Raw genomic sequence first — 13,571 nt, forward strand, 5'->3', positions numbered from 1 at the left:
CCACGTGGGCGGCGATCTTTTCCAGCAGCGGGCCGAGGGCGTCGTAGGACTCCCGGGAGCCGCCGGGCATGATCGAGGGGCCGTTGAGGGCTCCTTCCTCGCCGCCGGAGACGCCGATGCCGACGAAGTGCAGGTCCTTCTTGGCCAGCGCGGCTTCGCGGCGGCGGGTGTCCTCGTAGTGCGAGTTGCCGGCGTCGATGATGATGTCGCCCGCCTCCAGGAGCGGCTCGAGCTGCTCGATCACGGAATCGACCGGCTTGCCGGCCTTGACCATGATCAGCACCCGGCGCGGCTTCTCGAGGGAGTCGACGAGTTCCTGGAGCGTCTCCGTGCGGACAAAGTCGCCGTCGCCGCCGTGCTTGGCCAGGAGCGCGTCGGTTTTCTCCACGGACCGGTTGTGCAGGGCAACGGTGAAGCCGTTCCGGGCCAGGTTTCGGGCGAGGTTGGCCCCCATCACCGCAAGGCCGGTGACACCGATGTGTGCTGACATCAAAACTCCAATTCATCTCTGTGCAACGAGTGCAGATTCGTCCCGCAGATCCTGCGGAACACGTTTCTGGGAACAGTGGCTGTCAATAAACCATATGTATTTCCGCGGGCTACGGGAAAGCAGCGCCCACGTGGCGGAATAACGGCGCGTCATAAACAGTCTATGATTCCCCGGCACCCGCTCCACCGGTCCGGACCGGAACGGCGGCGGGACGGCGGCCGGACGGTCCGCTGCGTCCCCGTGCTGCGCACTATGCTTACGACTATGTCAACCAGTCTCCACCACCGCGCCATCGAGCATCTGGGCGCCCGCATCGTCGCGGGTGATCTCCCCGCCGGCCACGTCATGCTGGCCGAGCACCTTGAAGCCGAGCTCAAAGTCTCCCGTTCGGTGGTCCGTGAGGCCGTGCGCGTCCTGCAGTCCCTGGGCCTGGTCGAGACCATCAAGCGGGTGGGAATCCGGGTCCTGCCGGCCAACCGGTGGAACCCGTTCGATCCTCTCGTGATCCGCTGGCGGCTGGCCGGCGCCGGACGCGGAGCCCAGCTGCGCTCCCTCGCCGAGCTGCGCACCGCCGTCGAGCCCGTTGCCGCCGAACTGGCGGCGGTCAATGCCCCCGAAGAGCTGCGGCGCGAGCTGGTGGACATTTCCCACGCCATGCGCGACGCCGGCCAGGCCGGCGATGTGCCGCGGTTCCTGGAGCTGGATATCCACTTCCACTCCCTGCTCCTGACCGGCTCCGGCAACGAGATGTTCGCCAACATGGTGGGCCAGGTGGCCGAAACCCTGACCGGGCGCACCGTGCACGGCCTGATGCCGGACCACCCCAGGGAAACGGCACTCCGGTGGCATGTCGAGCTGGCCGAAGCGATTGCCGCCGGGGAGGCCACCGCCGCCAGGGACGCTTCGAGCCGGATCATGCGGGAGACCATCTCGGAGATGGAGCCCAGCTGGCAGAACCAGCCCCGGGTGTTCGTGCCGCTCCCGCGGCCATAGGGCCCGCGGCCCCCGCCACCGGCGGGTGCCGCTCACTCCCCGCCACCGGCGGGTGCCGCTCACTGCCCGCCGTTCACCCTTCAGGGGCCGGCCTGAAATCCAGCAGCACCTTTCCGGAAACAGCCGAGTTTTTGGCGACCTCGAAGGCCTCCAGTCCTTGGTCCAGCGTGAAGGTGTGGGTGACCACCGGGTCCACGAACAGCGATCCGTCGGCGAGTGCCGCGATGACCTGATCAATTTCGTCGTTGAAGCGGAACGAGCCCAGCAGCTCCAGCTCGCGGGTAATCGCCAGCGAGATCGGGACGGGCTGCGGGCCCGACGGCAGGAGCCCCACCATCACCACCTTGCCGCCGCGCACTGCACCCTGGATGGCCGAGGCCAGGCCGTGATGGCTGCCGGAGGACTCGATGACAACGTCCGCCTCCACCGCCGCGATGGCGCCGGCGTCGTCGCCCTTGAGGACCTCGTCCGCTCCCACGGCGCGGGCTATTTCCAGCGGCCTGGCGTGCATGTCCACGGCCACGATCCGCTGCGCGCCCGCTCGTTTGAGGACAGCCACCGCCAGCGCGCCGATGGGTCCGCAGCCGATCACCAGGGCCGTCTTTCCCGCAACGTCGCCGGCACGCGAGACGGCGTGCCAGGCGACACTGGCCGGTTCCACCAGCGCGGCGGTCCTCAGCGGCAGGCCTGCGGGCAAGGGCCGGAGCATCCGGGCCGGCAGGGTGGCGTAGCGGCTGAAGGCCCCGTCGGTATGCGGGAAGCGTGCGGCGCTGCCCAGGTAGGTGCAGCCCGGCGACAGGTTCGGACGGTCTTCGGGATACCGGGCCGCACCCGGGCCGGGCGTGGCGGGATGCACCGTGACGGCTGTGCCGGCCGCCGGCCCCGTGCCGTCAGCGGCGGGCAGGAGCACGGTGCCCACGATTTCGTGGCCCAGGATCATGGGCGCCCTGAGGACCGACTCGCCGGCGGCACCGTGCATCCAGTAGTGCAGGTCCGAGCCGCAGATGCCGCCGAACGCCACTTCGACAACAGCTTCACCGGACGCCGGCACGGACACGGGAATGTCCTCGATCCGGAGATCGCCTGCCGCGTGGGCCACCACCGCGGCCGCCGTGGCCGGCAGTTCTGTCACGGCGCCCATCAGACCACCACCGTCATTCCGCCGTCGATGAAGATCGTCTGGCCGTTGACGAAATTCGAGCCGTCGGACGCGAGCCAGACCGCCGGGCCGGCCAGATCCTGCACGGTCCCCCACCGGTGTGCCGGCGTCCGGCCGAGGATCCAGGAATTGAACTCCTCATCGTCCACGAGGTTCTGCGTCATTTCGGTGTGGATGTAGCCCGGTGCGATGCCGTTGATCTGCAGGCCGGAACCCGCCCATTCCGCGGTCATCGCCCGGGTCAGGTTCCGGAGTCCGCCCTTGGCCGCAACGTAAGGGGCGATGGTGGGCCGGGCGAGGTCTGTCTGGACCGAGCAGATGTTGATGATCTTGCCCCGGCCGCGCGGGATCATGTGCCGCGCGGCCTCACGCCCCACGAGGAACGCGCTGGTCAGGTCGGTGGAGATCACCCGTTCCCAGTCGGCCACGTCCAGGTCCAGCATGGGGACACGGTGCTGGATGCCTGCGTTGTTCACCAGGATTTCCAGGGGTCCGACGTTTTCTTCCACCCAGGCGACGCCGCGGGCCGCCTCGGTGTCGCGCGTGACGTCGAAGGCGCAGCTGTGAACCCGACCTGGCGGGTAGTCCGCGGCCATTGCGGCTCCTGCGGCCTTCAGCCGTTCGGGGTTGATGCCGTTGAGCACCACCGTGGCGCCGGCGTCCGCCAGCGCGCGCGCCAGGGCATTGCCGATCCCCCTGCTGGAGCCCGTGACCAGCGCGGTCCGGCCCGTCAGGTCAAAAAGTGCACTCATGGTTTGCTGATCCTCAATTGGTCTTGGCTGCTGTGGTCGCTGAGATGCTGTGGTCGCTTAGATTCGAGATGGCCAGCCTCACGACAGCGAGGTCCTGGTCCCCCAGTCCCTGGCGCTTTAGTTCCGCATAGAGTTCGACGCCGGCGCCCGCCATCGGCACGGCGGCGTTGACGGCGGCGGCGCTCTCGAGCACAAAGCTAAGGTCCTTGTGCATGAACTTGGCGGGACCGGTGGGAGCGTAGTCCTTGGCGGCGAGCCGTGGCCCCACGATCTCCAGGACCCTGCTGCCCGCCAGGCCGCCGGCGAGCACCTCGTAGAGCGCCGCGACGTCCATGCCCGAGCGTTCGGCGAGCTCGGCAGCTTCGGCGAGTGCCGCCGTCGTGGTTCCCACGATGAGCTGGTTGCACGCCTTCGCGAGGGATCCCGAACCCAGCGGTCCCAGCCTCCGCACCGTGGTGCCCATCGCGCTGAACAGCGGCAGGAGCCGCCGGAAGTCCTCGTCGCCTGCGCCCGCCATGATGGCCAGGGTCCCGTCCACGGCACCTTTCGTGCCGCCGCTCACGGGCGCATCGACGACGACGGCGTTACCGCCGCTCGCCCGGGCCACCCGCGCCCCGAATTCCCGCACCCCGGCCGGCGAGACGCTGCTCATGACCACAACGGCGGTTCCGGCGGCCGGCGGCTGCGCGGACCAGCTGGCCAGGAGGCCCGCGGCTGAGTCCTCGATGTAGGAGAGGTCAGGGAGCATGAAGATGATGACCGGCGCGTCCCGGAGGTCCTCCACCGCGGCCACGCGTCCGCCCCCGAGGGCGCTGAACGCGTCGAGTGCTGCCGGTGAGCGGTTCCAGGCACTGACGGCCCAGCCTGCTTTGAGCAGGTTTGCCGCCATCGGCGCACCCATCAGCCCCAGGCCGACAAAGCCGGCTTCCTTCCGGTCCCGCTCCATGCTGCCTCGCTTCGTCGTGATTGGTTCAGTGGTCAATTTCAGAAATCTGTTCAATATCCTAACCTTCATTCAGTATGATGAACACCATGACGACTCAAACCACAGTCGCGATCGCCGTCCCGCTCGAAGCAGAGTTTGTGGAGCGCATCCGTGCAGTAGATCCTTCCGTTACTGTCCTTTATGAACCAGAGCTGTTGCCGCCGGAACGCTTTCCCGCGGACCACTCCGGAGATCCGGACTTCCGCCGGACGCCGGAGCAGGAGGAGCGCTACTGGGCCATGCTGAACAGCGCGCAGGTCCTGTACGGATTCCCCAACGAAAGCCCGGCAGGCCTCGCCAGGATCGCCGGCAGCAACCCCCACCTTGAGTGGATCCAGGCCATGGCGGCCGGCGCCGGCGGTGCCGTGAAGGCATCGGGGCTGGATGCCAGAACGCTGCAGAAGTTCAAGGTGACCACCTCGGCGGGCGTTCATGCCCTGCCGCTCGCGGAGTTCGCCGCCCTCGGAATCCTCAACGGCTTCAAGCGCAGCGCGGAACTCGCGCAGGACCAGGCGGCCAGGATCTGGCCCGAGCTGCGCACCCCCACCCGCCTGGTCAGCGGCTCCCGCCTGGTGATCACCGGTCTGGGCGAGATCGGGCTCGAGACTGCCCGGATCGCCCGCGCCCTGGGCATGACCGTCAGCGGCACCAAGAGGACCGTGGAGCCCATCGACGGCATCGAGGAAGTCGCGGACAACGCCGGCCTCGCCGGCCTGCTGGCCACGGCGGACGCCGTCGTCAATACACTTCCCGGCACGCCGCACACCGAGAAACTCTTCAACCGCGCAGTATTCGCGGCCATGAAGCCCGGAACGGTCTTTGTGAACGTGGGCCGCGGCACCGTGGTGGACGAGGAGGCCCTGCTGGACGCGCTCGGGAACGGCCAGGTCTCGTATGCGTGCCTCGATGTGTTTGCCGTGGAGCCGCTCCCCCGGGACAGCCCGCTGTGGAACCACCCCAGGGTGATGGTTTCCCCGCATACCTCCGCCCTCAGCGCAGCCGAAAACCGCCTGATCTCGGAGCGCTTCTGCACCAACCTGCGCACGTTCCTCGACGGCGGCGAGCTCCCGCACCTCGTGGACACGGTCCACTTCTACTAAGCCCACTTCTACTAAGCCCCTGCTTCGCACCAGCACCAACCAAACAAGGCGGCCCCACCGGAAACGGAGGGGCCGCCCTTTGCGTTGGTGCCGTGTCGCCAGAAGGCCGCGGCCCCTTCCCCAATGGAAGGAGCCGCGGCCTGAGGTTGTGCCGACGTCGGTCTGGGATCGAGGAGCGCCTAGCTCGCGTCTTCAGTGAGGAGGAGGTCGCGTCCCACCGTCTCGGGGGTGAAGAAGGTGGTAACAAACGAGATGAGTGCAAGAACCAGCGAGTAGATGGCGAGCACCAGCCAGGAGTGACCCGTGGCCGCCAGGAGCGCGGCGCCCACCAGGGGAACGAGTCCGCCGGCCATGACGGCGGAGAGTTCCCGGCTCATGGCCACACCGGTGAACCGGTACTGCGAACCGAAAAGTTCGGGCAGGAGCGGGCACTGCGGGCCGAGCATTGACTGAACGCCCAGGGCGATGCCCACCACCATGACTATCCAGACGAGCGTGACGTTGCCGAGCGTCACGAGATAGAACGCTGGCAGCGCGATGATCGCCTGGAAGAGTGCACCGTAGCGGTAGACGGGCACACGGCCGAACCTGTCCGACAGCGCACCGAAGGTGACCACCATAACGGCGGCGAAGCCGGCGGCGATGAGCAGGCCCACCGGACCGATGAACTTGTCGCCCGGGAATACCCCGTCCTTTGACGCCAGGAAGGCGATGAGGAGGGCGGAGTAGATCGAGGAATTGCCGTTCTCGCCCATCCGCAGGCCGATGCCGATCAGCACGTTCTTCTTCGAGTGCTTCCAGAGCTGGCCGATGGGGTTTTTGGCCACACTCTTGTGCTTCTCCAGCTCCTGGAAGACGGGCGTTTCCCTCAGCCTCAGCCGGATGAAGATGGCCACCGCAATCAGGATCACACTCGCCAGGAACGGCACCCGCCACAGCCAGCCTTCCAGGACGGCCTTGTCAGCCATGGCAATCAGGGCGAAGGTTCCGGCACCGAGCAGGGTGCCCAGCTGGATTCCGACAAACGGCAGCGAGGCGAAGAATCCACGACGCCGGCGCGGTGCGACTTCGGAAATCAGCGTGGTGGCGCCTGCCTGCTCCGCGCCGGCGCCCAGGCCCTGAAGGATGCGCAGGGTCACCAGGAGGACGGCGCCCAGCATGCCGGCCTGTTCAAACGTCGGCAGCAGGCCGATAGCGAAGCTCGCGGTTCCCATCAGGCCGATAGTGAGGATGAGGACCATTTTGCGGCCGAACCTGTCGCCGATGTAGCCGAAGATCAGGCCGCCAAAAGGCCGGGCTGCGAAACCCACGCCGTACGTAGCAAACGATGCGATCAAGGCGCCATCCTCGCCGAGCGGCTTGAAGAAGAGCGGGCCGAAAATCAGGGCCGATGCCAGGCCGTAGATGTAGAAGTCGTAGTACTCCAGAGCGGAGCCCACGGAGCTGGCAAGAGTTGCCCTTCGCAGCTGTTCCGGATCGACGACGGCGCCGTCCGCATCAGCCAGCGGTGTATTAGTACTAGTTGTCACAAGCACTCCCTCAAGAACACTCCAGACCCCCGTTGGCCTGGTGGGATAGGAGCAACACCCGGAGACATCGATCACTATGTTGAACAGCGTACAACATAGTGATCGGTTAGCCAATGTGTCATCAGATTTAGTTTTCAGGGAAGCCAATTGCCTGGCTGACGCCGCCAGCCCTACCCCATGGGATTGCCCAGGGACCGGGCCAGTTCCTGCAGTTCTTTCACCATCAGGGCGCCTTGTTCTTCCGAGTACGTGGCCTTCAGCGCGGTTACCGACAGGCCCAGGCTGGGCCCGTGCGCCCCCCGCGTGGGGACCGCGACGGCCAGGCAGACGACTCCCGTGGTTGATTCCTCATCCTCGAAGGCGTAGCCCTTGTCCCGGATGACGGCGAGCTGGGCCTTGAGCTCGGCGCCGGTCCGGAGCGACTTCGGGGTCAGGACCGGAAGTTCGGCGTCGTCCGGGAACATCTCGGCGATGTCGTGGTCATGCAGCCGCGCCAGCAGCGCCTTACCCACCGCGCAGAGGGACACCGGCATCTTGTCACCAATGTTGGAGGTGAGGCGAACAGCGGGATGGCCTTCATAGCGGGCCAGATAGATGACGTTTGTGCCGTCCAGCATGGCGATCCGGACGGTTTCGCCCGAAAGCGTTGGCGCCTGTTCACAAAACCGGTAGAACTCCTGGACCTCGTCAAGGCGGCTGAGGTACGCCGCGCCGAGCTCAACCAACTTCCGCCCGAGGGTGAACTCGGCGCCCTGGCGGTTGATGAGCCTGGCCTCCTCGAGCGCAAGCAGGAGGTTCGACGTCGAAGACTTCGGAATTCCGAGTTCCCTGGCGAGGTCGCTCAGCGTGAGGCGTCCGGTCGCAGAGGCAGCCAGTGCCTCCAGTACAGCGGCGGCGCGGATGACCGCGGGTGCGGGCGAGGCGCTCCCAAGACCGTCGGAGGTTCGGGGAACTCGGGAATCGGCCATGATTCTCCTTCAGGTTTCGCGCGTATGTCGCCGGCGCCATTCGAGTGCTGTTCATTCAGCTGAACAGTAACCATCATAATGGCTGGAGCCGGAAACCGTGCCGCCGCTGCCGTTGCCTCGTCGCATTGGTTCCGCGAAGAGTGATGCGTTGTGATTTCAGCGGTCAGGCCTGACACAGGATGCAACCGAACGCAGTCAGGCCGCGGCCACCACGGGATTCGTCAGCTCCCCGATGCCCTCAATGTGGCAGGTGACTGTGTCGCCGGGAACGATGCGCGCGCACTCGGCGGGGAAGCCGGTGAGCACCAGATCGCCGGGATGAAGCGTCATGAAGGATGTCACGTAGACCAGGATTTCCTCCACTCCCCAGCCGAGATCAGCGGAGCCGGCCGCCTTGAGTTCGGTGCCGTTGTGTCTGATTCCGATCCTCAGGTTGGCGCCATCCAGCTCCGTGACGATCCACGGCCCCACCGGAGTGAATGTGTCCCGGCTCTTGGCGCTGATCCACAACTCGTCGGAGTTCTGCAAGTCCCGCGCGGAGACGTCATTTCCGATGGTGAACCCCAGAACTGCGGTCAGCGCGTTGCTGAGCGTCAGTCCGCGGACTTTACTCCCGACGACGATTGTCAGTTCCGCTTCCGGGTCGACGCGGCCCACGTCTGGCTCCAGTTCTATGGCGTCCCCCGGACCGACCACGCTGGTCGCCGCCTTGTGGAAGGCCTGTGGCGGGAGATCGCGTCCCGCTTGGCCGGTGTTGTGCGCCATGCCCAGGACGTTGGCCGGGACGCTTGGCGCCAGGAAGGTGAACGAGCTTTCTTCAACCGTGTCACCGCTTTCCCAACCACTGCGCCGTGCGCTGCCGGCGTTGGCCACCGATCCAGGGAAGGGCGTGTTGATCACCGTCCACGCCTTTCCTGCTTCACTGTCGAAGCCCGGGGCATCGTTTGCGACGAAAAAATGCTCGGTCTCCGACACATGGGAGAGGGGGCGGACTCGGGCGATTCGGCGGGCACTCGTGGCAGTCATGAAGACATCCTAGGCCCCCATTACGCCACCGAATGGGCCATTTCCGTGGCTGGCACCTGTGGCCTTGGGTTTAACATTTGCGGACTTTCACGGTATATTCGTAACAAGCCTTCCACCGCGGCATCCCCCAATAGTCGCGGTGGAAGGCTTTGCCATTGCCTCTTTCCCGCGCTTCCCTAGGCGGCGTCCGCGACGGCGTCCCGCAGCCGCCACCCACCGCCCAGCCCATCCCGGATGAGTTCCATTGTGGTCAGCGCCGAGCCCCGGTTGCGGCCACGCGTCGCCTGGACCTGCCACACCTCCACATCGACGCGGCTCAGCCCCTTCGGCATCCGCCGTTCGGACTCCCACCAGCTCACCCGCTCAAACCAGTGGACCGGCTCGGCGCCGACAATCCATTCCCGGCCGCCGCGGACCACGGCCAAGGGCTTCCCGTCCGGGCCTGATTTCACCATCACATGTTCCATGCCGACAAGGCTATTGCGAGGGTATGACACTTCCTCGCGCGGGTCCCGTGGCTGCTGCGCTGGAGGCAAACTCGTGGATCGCTCCGGACTATATTTGAACCCTGGGCATGCCAGCAGCGACTCCGCGCCATACAACGGACGATGAGGTTCACAGCGTGCAAAAAACAGGAAGCATCCGATTGCGCGCCACCGCCACTCGCGCGGCCATCGCCGTTGCAGCCATCGCGGTCACCACCTTCATCTCGTTCTTCAGACTCCCCAGAACTGTCCTGGACACCGTTTGGGCCGAAGATGGTCCGGTGTTCCTGCAGCAGGCAATGTCTAGCGGGGGATCCGACGCAATCTTCGCTCCTTACCAGGGTTATCTGCACGTCGTTCCACGGCTCGCCGCAGAGGCAGTTGTGGACTTCGTTCCGGTCGAGAACTTCGCCGCAAGCCTGGCCTTTGTCTCCTGCTTTGTGGTCGCCTTGGTTTCCTACCTGACGTTCCACTGCGCCGCGGCCCTGACTTACAGTCTCTGGGTCAGACTCGCCTGGGCGGCCATCCCGATTTTGGTCAGCGTCGGGCCATACGAAATCCTCGGCAACACGGCCAACCTCCACTGGTATCTCCTGTGGCTCGTTCCGTGGCTGCTACTGAAGCCTGCGCAAAGCCGCCCCGAAGCTGTCATCCTCTTCCTCGCGGCAGTGTTGTCCGGGCTCACCGAAGTGATTTCCGTGGTGTTCCTTCCCCTGGTTCTGCTGCACCTTCGTGACAAGGCATACTGGCCGGCGCGCGCCGGCCTGCTGGTCGGCGCCGGCAGCCAGATCTACACGACCCTTCTCTACCCCCGAGTTCCCAGCAACGGGCAGGCTTGGGACCCGTTGTCAGTGGTTGTGGGCTGGTTCATCAACATGGCGGGCGTCATCTTCTTTGGTTCGTCGCGCAATCTGGGGCTCAACATCCTGAATTTCGGGGCGGGCCCGGTGGTCCTCGGGTTTCTTCCGATCGCCGCCGCCCTGGTGTATCTGCTCGTCAGGGGCAAGCGGGAGCATCGTCTTCTGGCTCTGTTCTTTGTCGCCGCGTCGCTCGGGGTGTGGGCGGCCTGTCTGGTGGCAAACCCTCGGGCGCAGTTCGACTATCTCCACCTCGCTCATGCCCAGTGGGCGGAATTCACTCTCACCAGATATTCGGCGGTACCGGCCATGTTCATGCTGGGCCTGTTTCCGCTGCTGGCAATGTCCATCCGTCGCGAGTCGGTCCAGGCACCTGCCGCAGTCCTGGCATCCTTCACTGTCCTGCTGGCCGTCTCCTACTTTCCCACGCAAGTGGGCCGGGAACAGGGACCGTCCTGGAATGCAGGCGTGGCCGGCGCCCGCGCAGCGTGCCTCGGGGCACGCGATGATGAGACTCGTCCTGTCCAGGTGGCACCCAACGGCTGGTCCGTCTCAGGCGTAGCGATGCCCTGCTCCCGTTTAAAAGGACAGTTCCCTCCAGACCACTAAAAAACCCCGTCGTTGCCGGCCTCTCGGCCTGCAACGACGGGGTTCTGCTGGTGGGTCCTACCGGGATCGAACCGATGACATCCACGGTGTAAACGTGGCGCTCTACCAGCTGAGCTAAAGACCCAACCGCGGTCTTGGCGCTTCAGCGCTTCAACCAACGAACAGCTACTGTACCGGATGGAGCAGGCAATACGCCAATCGTCCCACCCCGCCCGGGCCCGGCCGGCGATGGACCGGTCAGAGCGGCGGGAGCTCCTCGGCGAGCCAGGTCAGGGCCCCGCTGACACCGGCGTCGAACTTGATCGTGGCGAGGGCATCCCCCCGGGTCTGGCCCCTGTTGATGATGACGACGGGCTTGCCCTGCCTCGCCGCATGCCGGACAAACCGCAGCCCGCTCATCACCGACAGTGAAGAGCCCGCCACCACCAGCGCCCCGGCCTCGTCCACCATGGCGTAGGAGCGTTCCACCCGGTCCTTGGGAACATTCTCGCCGAAGTATACGAAGTCGGGCTTGAGCGTTCCGCCACAGGCCGGGCACTGCGCCACGACGAAACTCTCGATCAGGCCGGAATCCTCCACGGTGGCGTCGGCGTCGGGCGCCATCTCCACCACACCGGCGGCCAGTGCCCGTTCCAGGAAGCCCGGGTTCAACTCCTCCAGCACGCCAGCCAGCAGGCTGCGGCTGTAGCGGCGGTGGCAGTTCAGGCAGACCACCTGATCGAACCGTCCATGCAGGTCCACCACATTGATGCTGCCGGCGTCCTCGTGCAGGCGGTCCACATTCTGGGTGATGAGTCCGGTGAGCAACCCGCGCTGTTCCAGCCGGGCGACGGCGGCGTGGCCGCCGTTGGGGTCTGCGCGCCGCAGGTGCGACCAGCCGATGTGGTTGCGGGCCCAGTAGCGCCGCCGGTTTTCCGCTTCGCCGATGAATTCCTGGTATGTCATCGGCGCACGGGGCGCGGCGCCGGGTCCCCGGTAATCGGGTATTCCGGAGTCGGTGCTCAGGCCGGCGCCGGTCAACACGGCGAAGCGGCCGCCGGCAAGGATGCCGTGGATTTCCCGCAACACCTCGAGTTCATCCCGGGCGGGTTCGGCGGCGGCGACGGGCGGCAGACTGGCGAAGCCAGTCATGCCGATGCCGGGGCGCCGCTGCCTCACTGGATCAGCTCCCGGCGAGTCCCGACAGGGCGGCGCGGTATTCAGCAAAGTCCCTGGCCTGGCCGCGGGGATTCACCACCACATAGCGCACGATTCCACCCGCATCGATGATGAAAGTGCCGCGCTGGGCCATGCCGCTCCCGGCGTCGAACACCCCATACCGTGAGGCGACGGCGCCGTGCGGCCAGAAGTCGGCGAGGAGGTCGAAGGCGTAGCCCTCTTTCTCCGCGTAGGCCCGCTGGGCGAACTTGCTGTCCACGGATACGCCCAGCACAGCGGCGTCGGCATCCTCGAAAAGCGCCAGGTTGTCCCGGATTTCGCACAGCTCTCCGGTGCAGATGCCCGAGAACGCGAACGGGAAGAACACCACAACCACGGTCCGGCCCCGCAGCCCGGAGAGCCTGATCGGTTCGCCGAACTGGTTAACCAGTTCGAAGTCGGGAGCCTGCTCCCCGACGGCGGGCACCGTGCCGGCTGCAGTGCCGGCTGCGGTGCCTGTTACTGTGCCGATTATGGTGCCACTGGCTGAGGTCACTTGTTCTTCCGCGTGACCAGCCGGGTGGCGCTCCAGTCCTGGGAAACGCCCGCGGAAGTTGTGACGTGGAGACCGGCAGTGGGGGCCGCGTCCTGGATGTCAGAGGGAGACACGTAGCCGCCCCGTCCGGACTTCGGCGTCAGGACCCAGACCACGCCGCCCTCGCTGAGGGTGGTCAGCGAATCGACAAGCGTGTCCACGAGGTCGCCGTCGCCGGCCCTCCACCAGAGAATGGCGGCATCGACTACTTCGTGGTCGTCTTCATCGAAGAGTTCCGAGCCCGTGAGATCTTCGATGTCGTCGCGCAAATCGAAGTCGACGTCGTCGTCATAACCGAATTCCTGAATCAGGTCCCCGGTTTTGAAACCCAGTTTTTCCGCCACATTTACCGAAGTGGCGGCGTCGGCCTCGCTCACGTGTTGCTCCTATGCTTAGTCATTTTATTGAACCTAGTGATTTCCATTACTCCAAGCCAACACCCTTTGCGCCTGCGCTTCAAGCTGTTGGCCCCGCGATCCGCCATATTCTGCGTCACACACGACGATCCGAGCGCCGCGGGGCGGCACTTCCTCACACAACCAGTATGCCGGTCAAATACGACAGGGCCCCCACGCGATGGCTACGCATCCCCGAGCTGTCAGAGCTAGAGTGGCTGATAACGACTACGCCCGCGAGGGCGAACGCCCCGCTGACTCAGGCGGAAATAGTTGTGATTGGACCTTGCCCGGCGCACATGACCGGGCAGTTGTAACCGATATGTCGCACACGTCGCGTTCACGCCGGGCAGTTACCCTGCCCGAGCTGAGGGCGCCGATGAATGCGCTCAAAGAGAGGTTGGACGTGGCTGCAGGAGAAGATACCTCCCATATCCTCAGCGGGTTGACAAACCAGCTGCCTGATCGTGATCCGGAAGAGACCGCCGAAT

Annotated in this window: 15 protein-coding genes and 1 tRNA gene; 4 read left to right on the top strand and 12 right to left on the bottom strand. The window is 65.7% G+C overall.

Features of this window, described 5'->3' with window-relative positions; translation table 11 throughout:
- Window positions 1-490: NAD(P)-binding domain-containing protein (locus ABIB26_RS22745; protein WP_354248369.1), on the bottom strand; the 490-nt coding region annotated here is incomplete at its 3' end.
- A 264-nt stretch (window positions 491-754) separates the two neighbouring features.
- On the opposite strand from ABIB26_RS22745, the gene ABIB26_RS22750 reads away from it, so the two are divergent.
- Window positions 755-1,483, top strand: a complete 729-nt coding sequence (locus tag ABIB26_RS22750) for a FadR/GntR family transcriptional regulator (RefSeq protein WP_354248371.1) — start codon at window positions 755-757, stop codon at window positions 1,481-1,483.
- A 73-nt stretch (window positions 1,484-1,556) separates the two neighbouring features.
- Here the strand turns inward: ABIB26_RS22750 and ABIB26_RS22755 are convergent, their stop codons facing one another.
- The 3 genes from ABIB26_RS22755 to ABIB26_RS22765 are packed head-to-tail and all read right to left on the bottom strand — an operon-like array spanning window position 1,557 to window position 4,340.
- Complete coding sequence (locus ABIB26_RS22755) at window positions 1,557-2,624, bottom strand: L-idonate 5-dehydrogenase (protein WP_354248373.1); 1,068 nt, start codon at window positions 2,622-2,624, stop codon at window positions 1,557-1,559.
- Entirely contained in the window at window positions 2,624-3,394 is a 771-nt protein-coding gene (locus tag ABIB26_RS22760; RefSeq protein ID WP_354248375.1) for an SDR family oxidoreductase, read from the bottom strand. The genes ABIB26_RS22755 and ABIB26_RS22760 overlap by 1 nt, the downstream gene beginning before the upstream one ends.
- 13 nt (window positions 3,395-3,407) lie before the next feature.
- Window positions 3,408-4,340 (bottom strand): NAD(P)-dependent oxidoreductase, encoded by a 933-nt coding sequence (locus tag ABIB26_RS22765; RefSeq protein ID WP_354248393.1) that lies wholly within the window; start codon window positions 4,338-4,340, stop codon window positions 3,408-3,410.
- Between the two features lie 74 nt (window positions 4,341-4,414).
- On the opposite strand from ABIB26_RS22765, the gene ABIB26_RS22770 reads away from it, so the two are divergent.
- Window positions 4,415-5,479 carry a D-2-hydroxyacid dehydrogenase gene (locus ABIB26_RS22770; protein WP_354248376.1) on the top strand — a complete coding sequence of 355 codons (1,065 nt, stop codon included), beginning with the start codon at window positions 4,415-4,417 and terminating at the stop codon, window positions 5,477-5,479.
- A 179-nt stretch (window positions 5,480-5,658) separates the two neighbouring features.
- On the opposite strand, the gene ABIB26_RS22775 is transcribed toward ABIB26_RS22770, so the two are convergent.
- The 4 genes from ABIB26_RS22775 to ABIB26_RS22790 all read right to left on the bottom strand — a co-directional run bounded on the left by ABIB26_RS22775 (window position 5,659) and on the right by ABIB26_RS22790 (window position 9,457).
- Window positions 5,659-7,008 (bottom strand): MFS transporter, encoded by a 1,350-nt coding sequence (locus ABIB26_RS22775; protein ID WP_354248378.1) that lies wholly within the window; start codon window positions 7,006-7,008, stop codon window positions 5,659-5,661.
- 170 nt (window positions 7,009-7,178) lie between these two features.
- Window positions 7,179-7,976 carry an IclR family transcriptional regulator gene (locus ABIB26_RS22780; protein WP_354248380.1) on the bottom strand — a complete coding sequence of 266 codons (798 nt, stop codon included), beginning with the start codon at window positions 7,974-7,976 and terminating at the stop codon, window positions 7,179-7,181.
- Between the two features lie 195 nt (window positions 7,977-8,171).
- Window positions 8,172-9,002 carry a fumarylacetoacetate hydrolase family protein gene (locus tag ABIB26_RS22785; RefSeq protein ID WP_354248381.1) on the bottom strand — a complete coding sequence of 277 codons (831 nt, stop codon included), beginning with the start codon at window positions 9,000-9,002 and terminating at the stop codon, window positions 8,172-8,174.
- Window positions 9,003-9,178: 176 nt separating this feature from the next.
- Complete coding sequence (locus tag ABIB26_RS22790; RefSeq protein WP_354248383.1) at window positions 9,179-9,457, bottom strand: hypothetical protein; 279 nt, start codon at window positions 9,455-9,457, stop codon at window positions 9,179-9,181.
- Window positions 9,458-9,624: 167 nt separating this feature from the next.
- Here ABIB26_RS22790 and ABIB26_RS22795 point away from each other — a divergent pair, with 167 nt between their 5' ends.
- Window positions 9,625-10,953 (top strand): hypothetical protein, encoded by a 1,329-nt coding sequence (locus ABIB26_RS22795; RefSeq protein ID WP_354248385.1) that lies wholly within the window; start codon window positions 9,625-9,627, stop codon window positions 10,951-10,953.
- A gap of 48 nt (window positions 10,954-11,001) precedes the next feature.
- Here the strand turns inward: ABIB26_RS22795 and ABIB26_RS22800 are convergent.
- From ABIB26_RS22800 to ABIB26_RS22815, 4 genes are all read right to left on the bottom strand, one after another.
- A tRNA-Val gene (locus ABIB26_RS22800) sits at window positions 11,002-11,077 on the bottom strand.
- A 113-nt stretch (window positions 11,078-11,190) separates the two neighbouring features.
- Entirely contained in the window at window positions 11,191-12,084 is an 894-nt protein-coding gene (locus tag ABIB26_RS22805) for an NAD-dependent protein deacetylase (RefSeq protein ID WP_502913734.1), read from the bottom strand.
- A gap of 31 nt (window positions 12,085-12,115) precedes the next feature.
- A complete protein-coding gene (locus ABIB26_RS22810) occupies window positions 12,116-12,622 on the bottom strand; it encodes a peroxiredoxin (RefSeq protein ID WP_354248395.1) in 507 nt (168 codons plus the stop codon).
- A gap of 20 nt (window positions 12,623-12,642) precedes the next feature.
- The gene (locus ABIB26_RS22815; protein ID WP_354248389.1) at window positions 12,643-13,062 is read right to left on the bottom strand and encodes a DUF3052 domain-containing protein; all 420 of its coding nucleotides are present in this window, start codon (window positions 13,060-13,062) and stop codon (window positions 12,643-12,645) included.
- Between the two features lie 232 nt (window positions 13,063-13,294).
- Here ABIB26_RS22815 and ABIB26_RS22820 point away from each other — a divergent pair.
- A partial coding sequence (locus tag ABIB26_RS22820; RefSeq protein ID WP_354248391.1) for a hypothetical protein occupies window positions 13,295-13,571 on the top strand: 277 nt, incomplete at its 3' end.

The organism is Arthrobacter sp. UYEF20, from assembly GCF_040546335.1.
Lineage (GTDB): Bacteria > Actinomycetota > Actinomycetes > Actinomycetales > Micrococcaceae > Arthrobacter.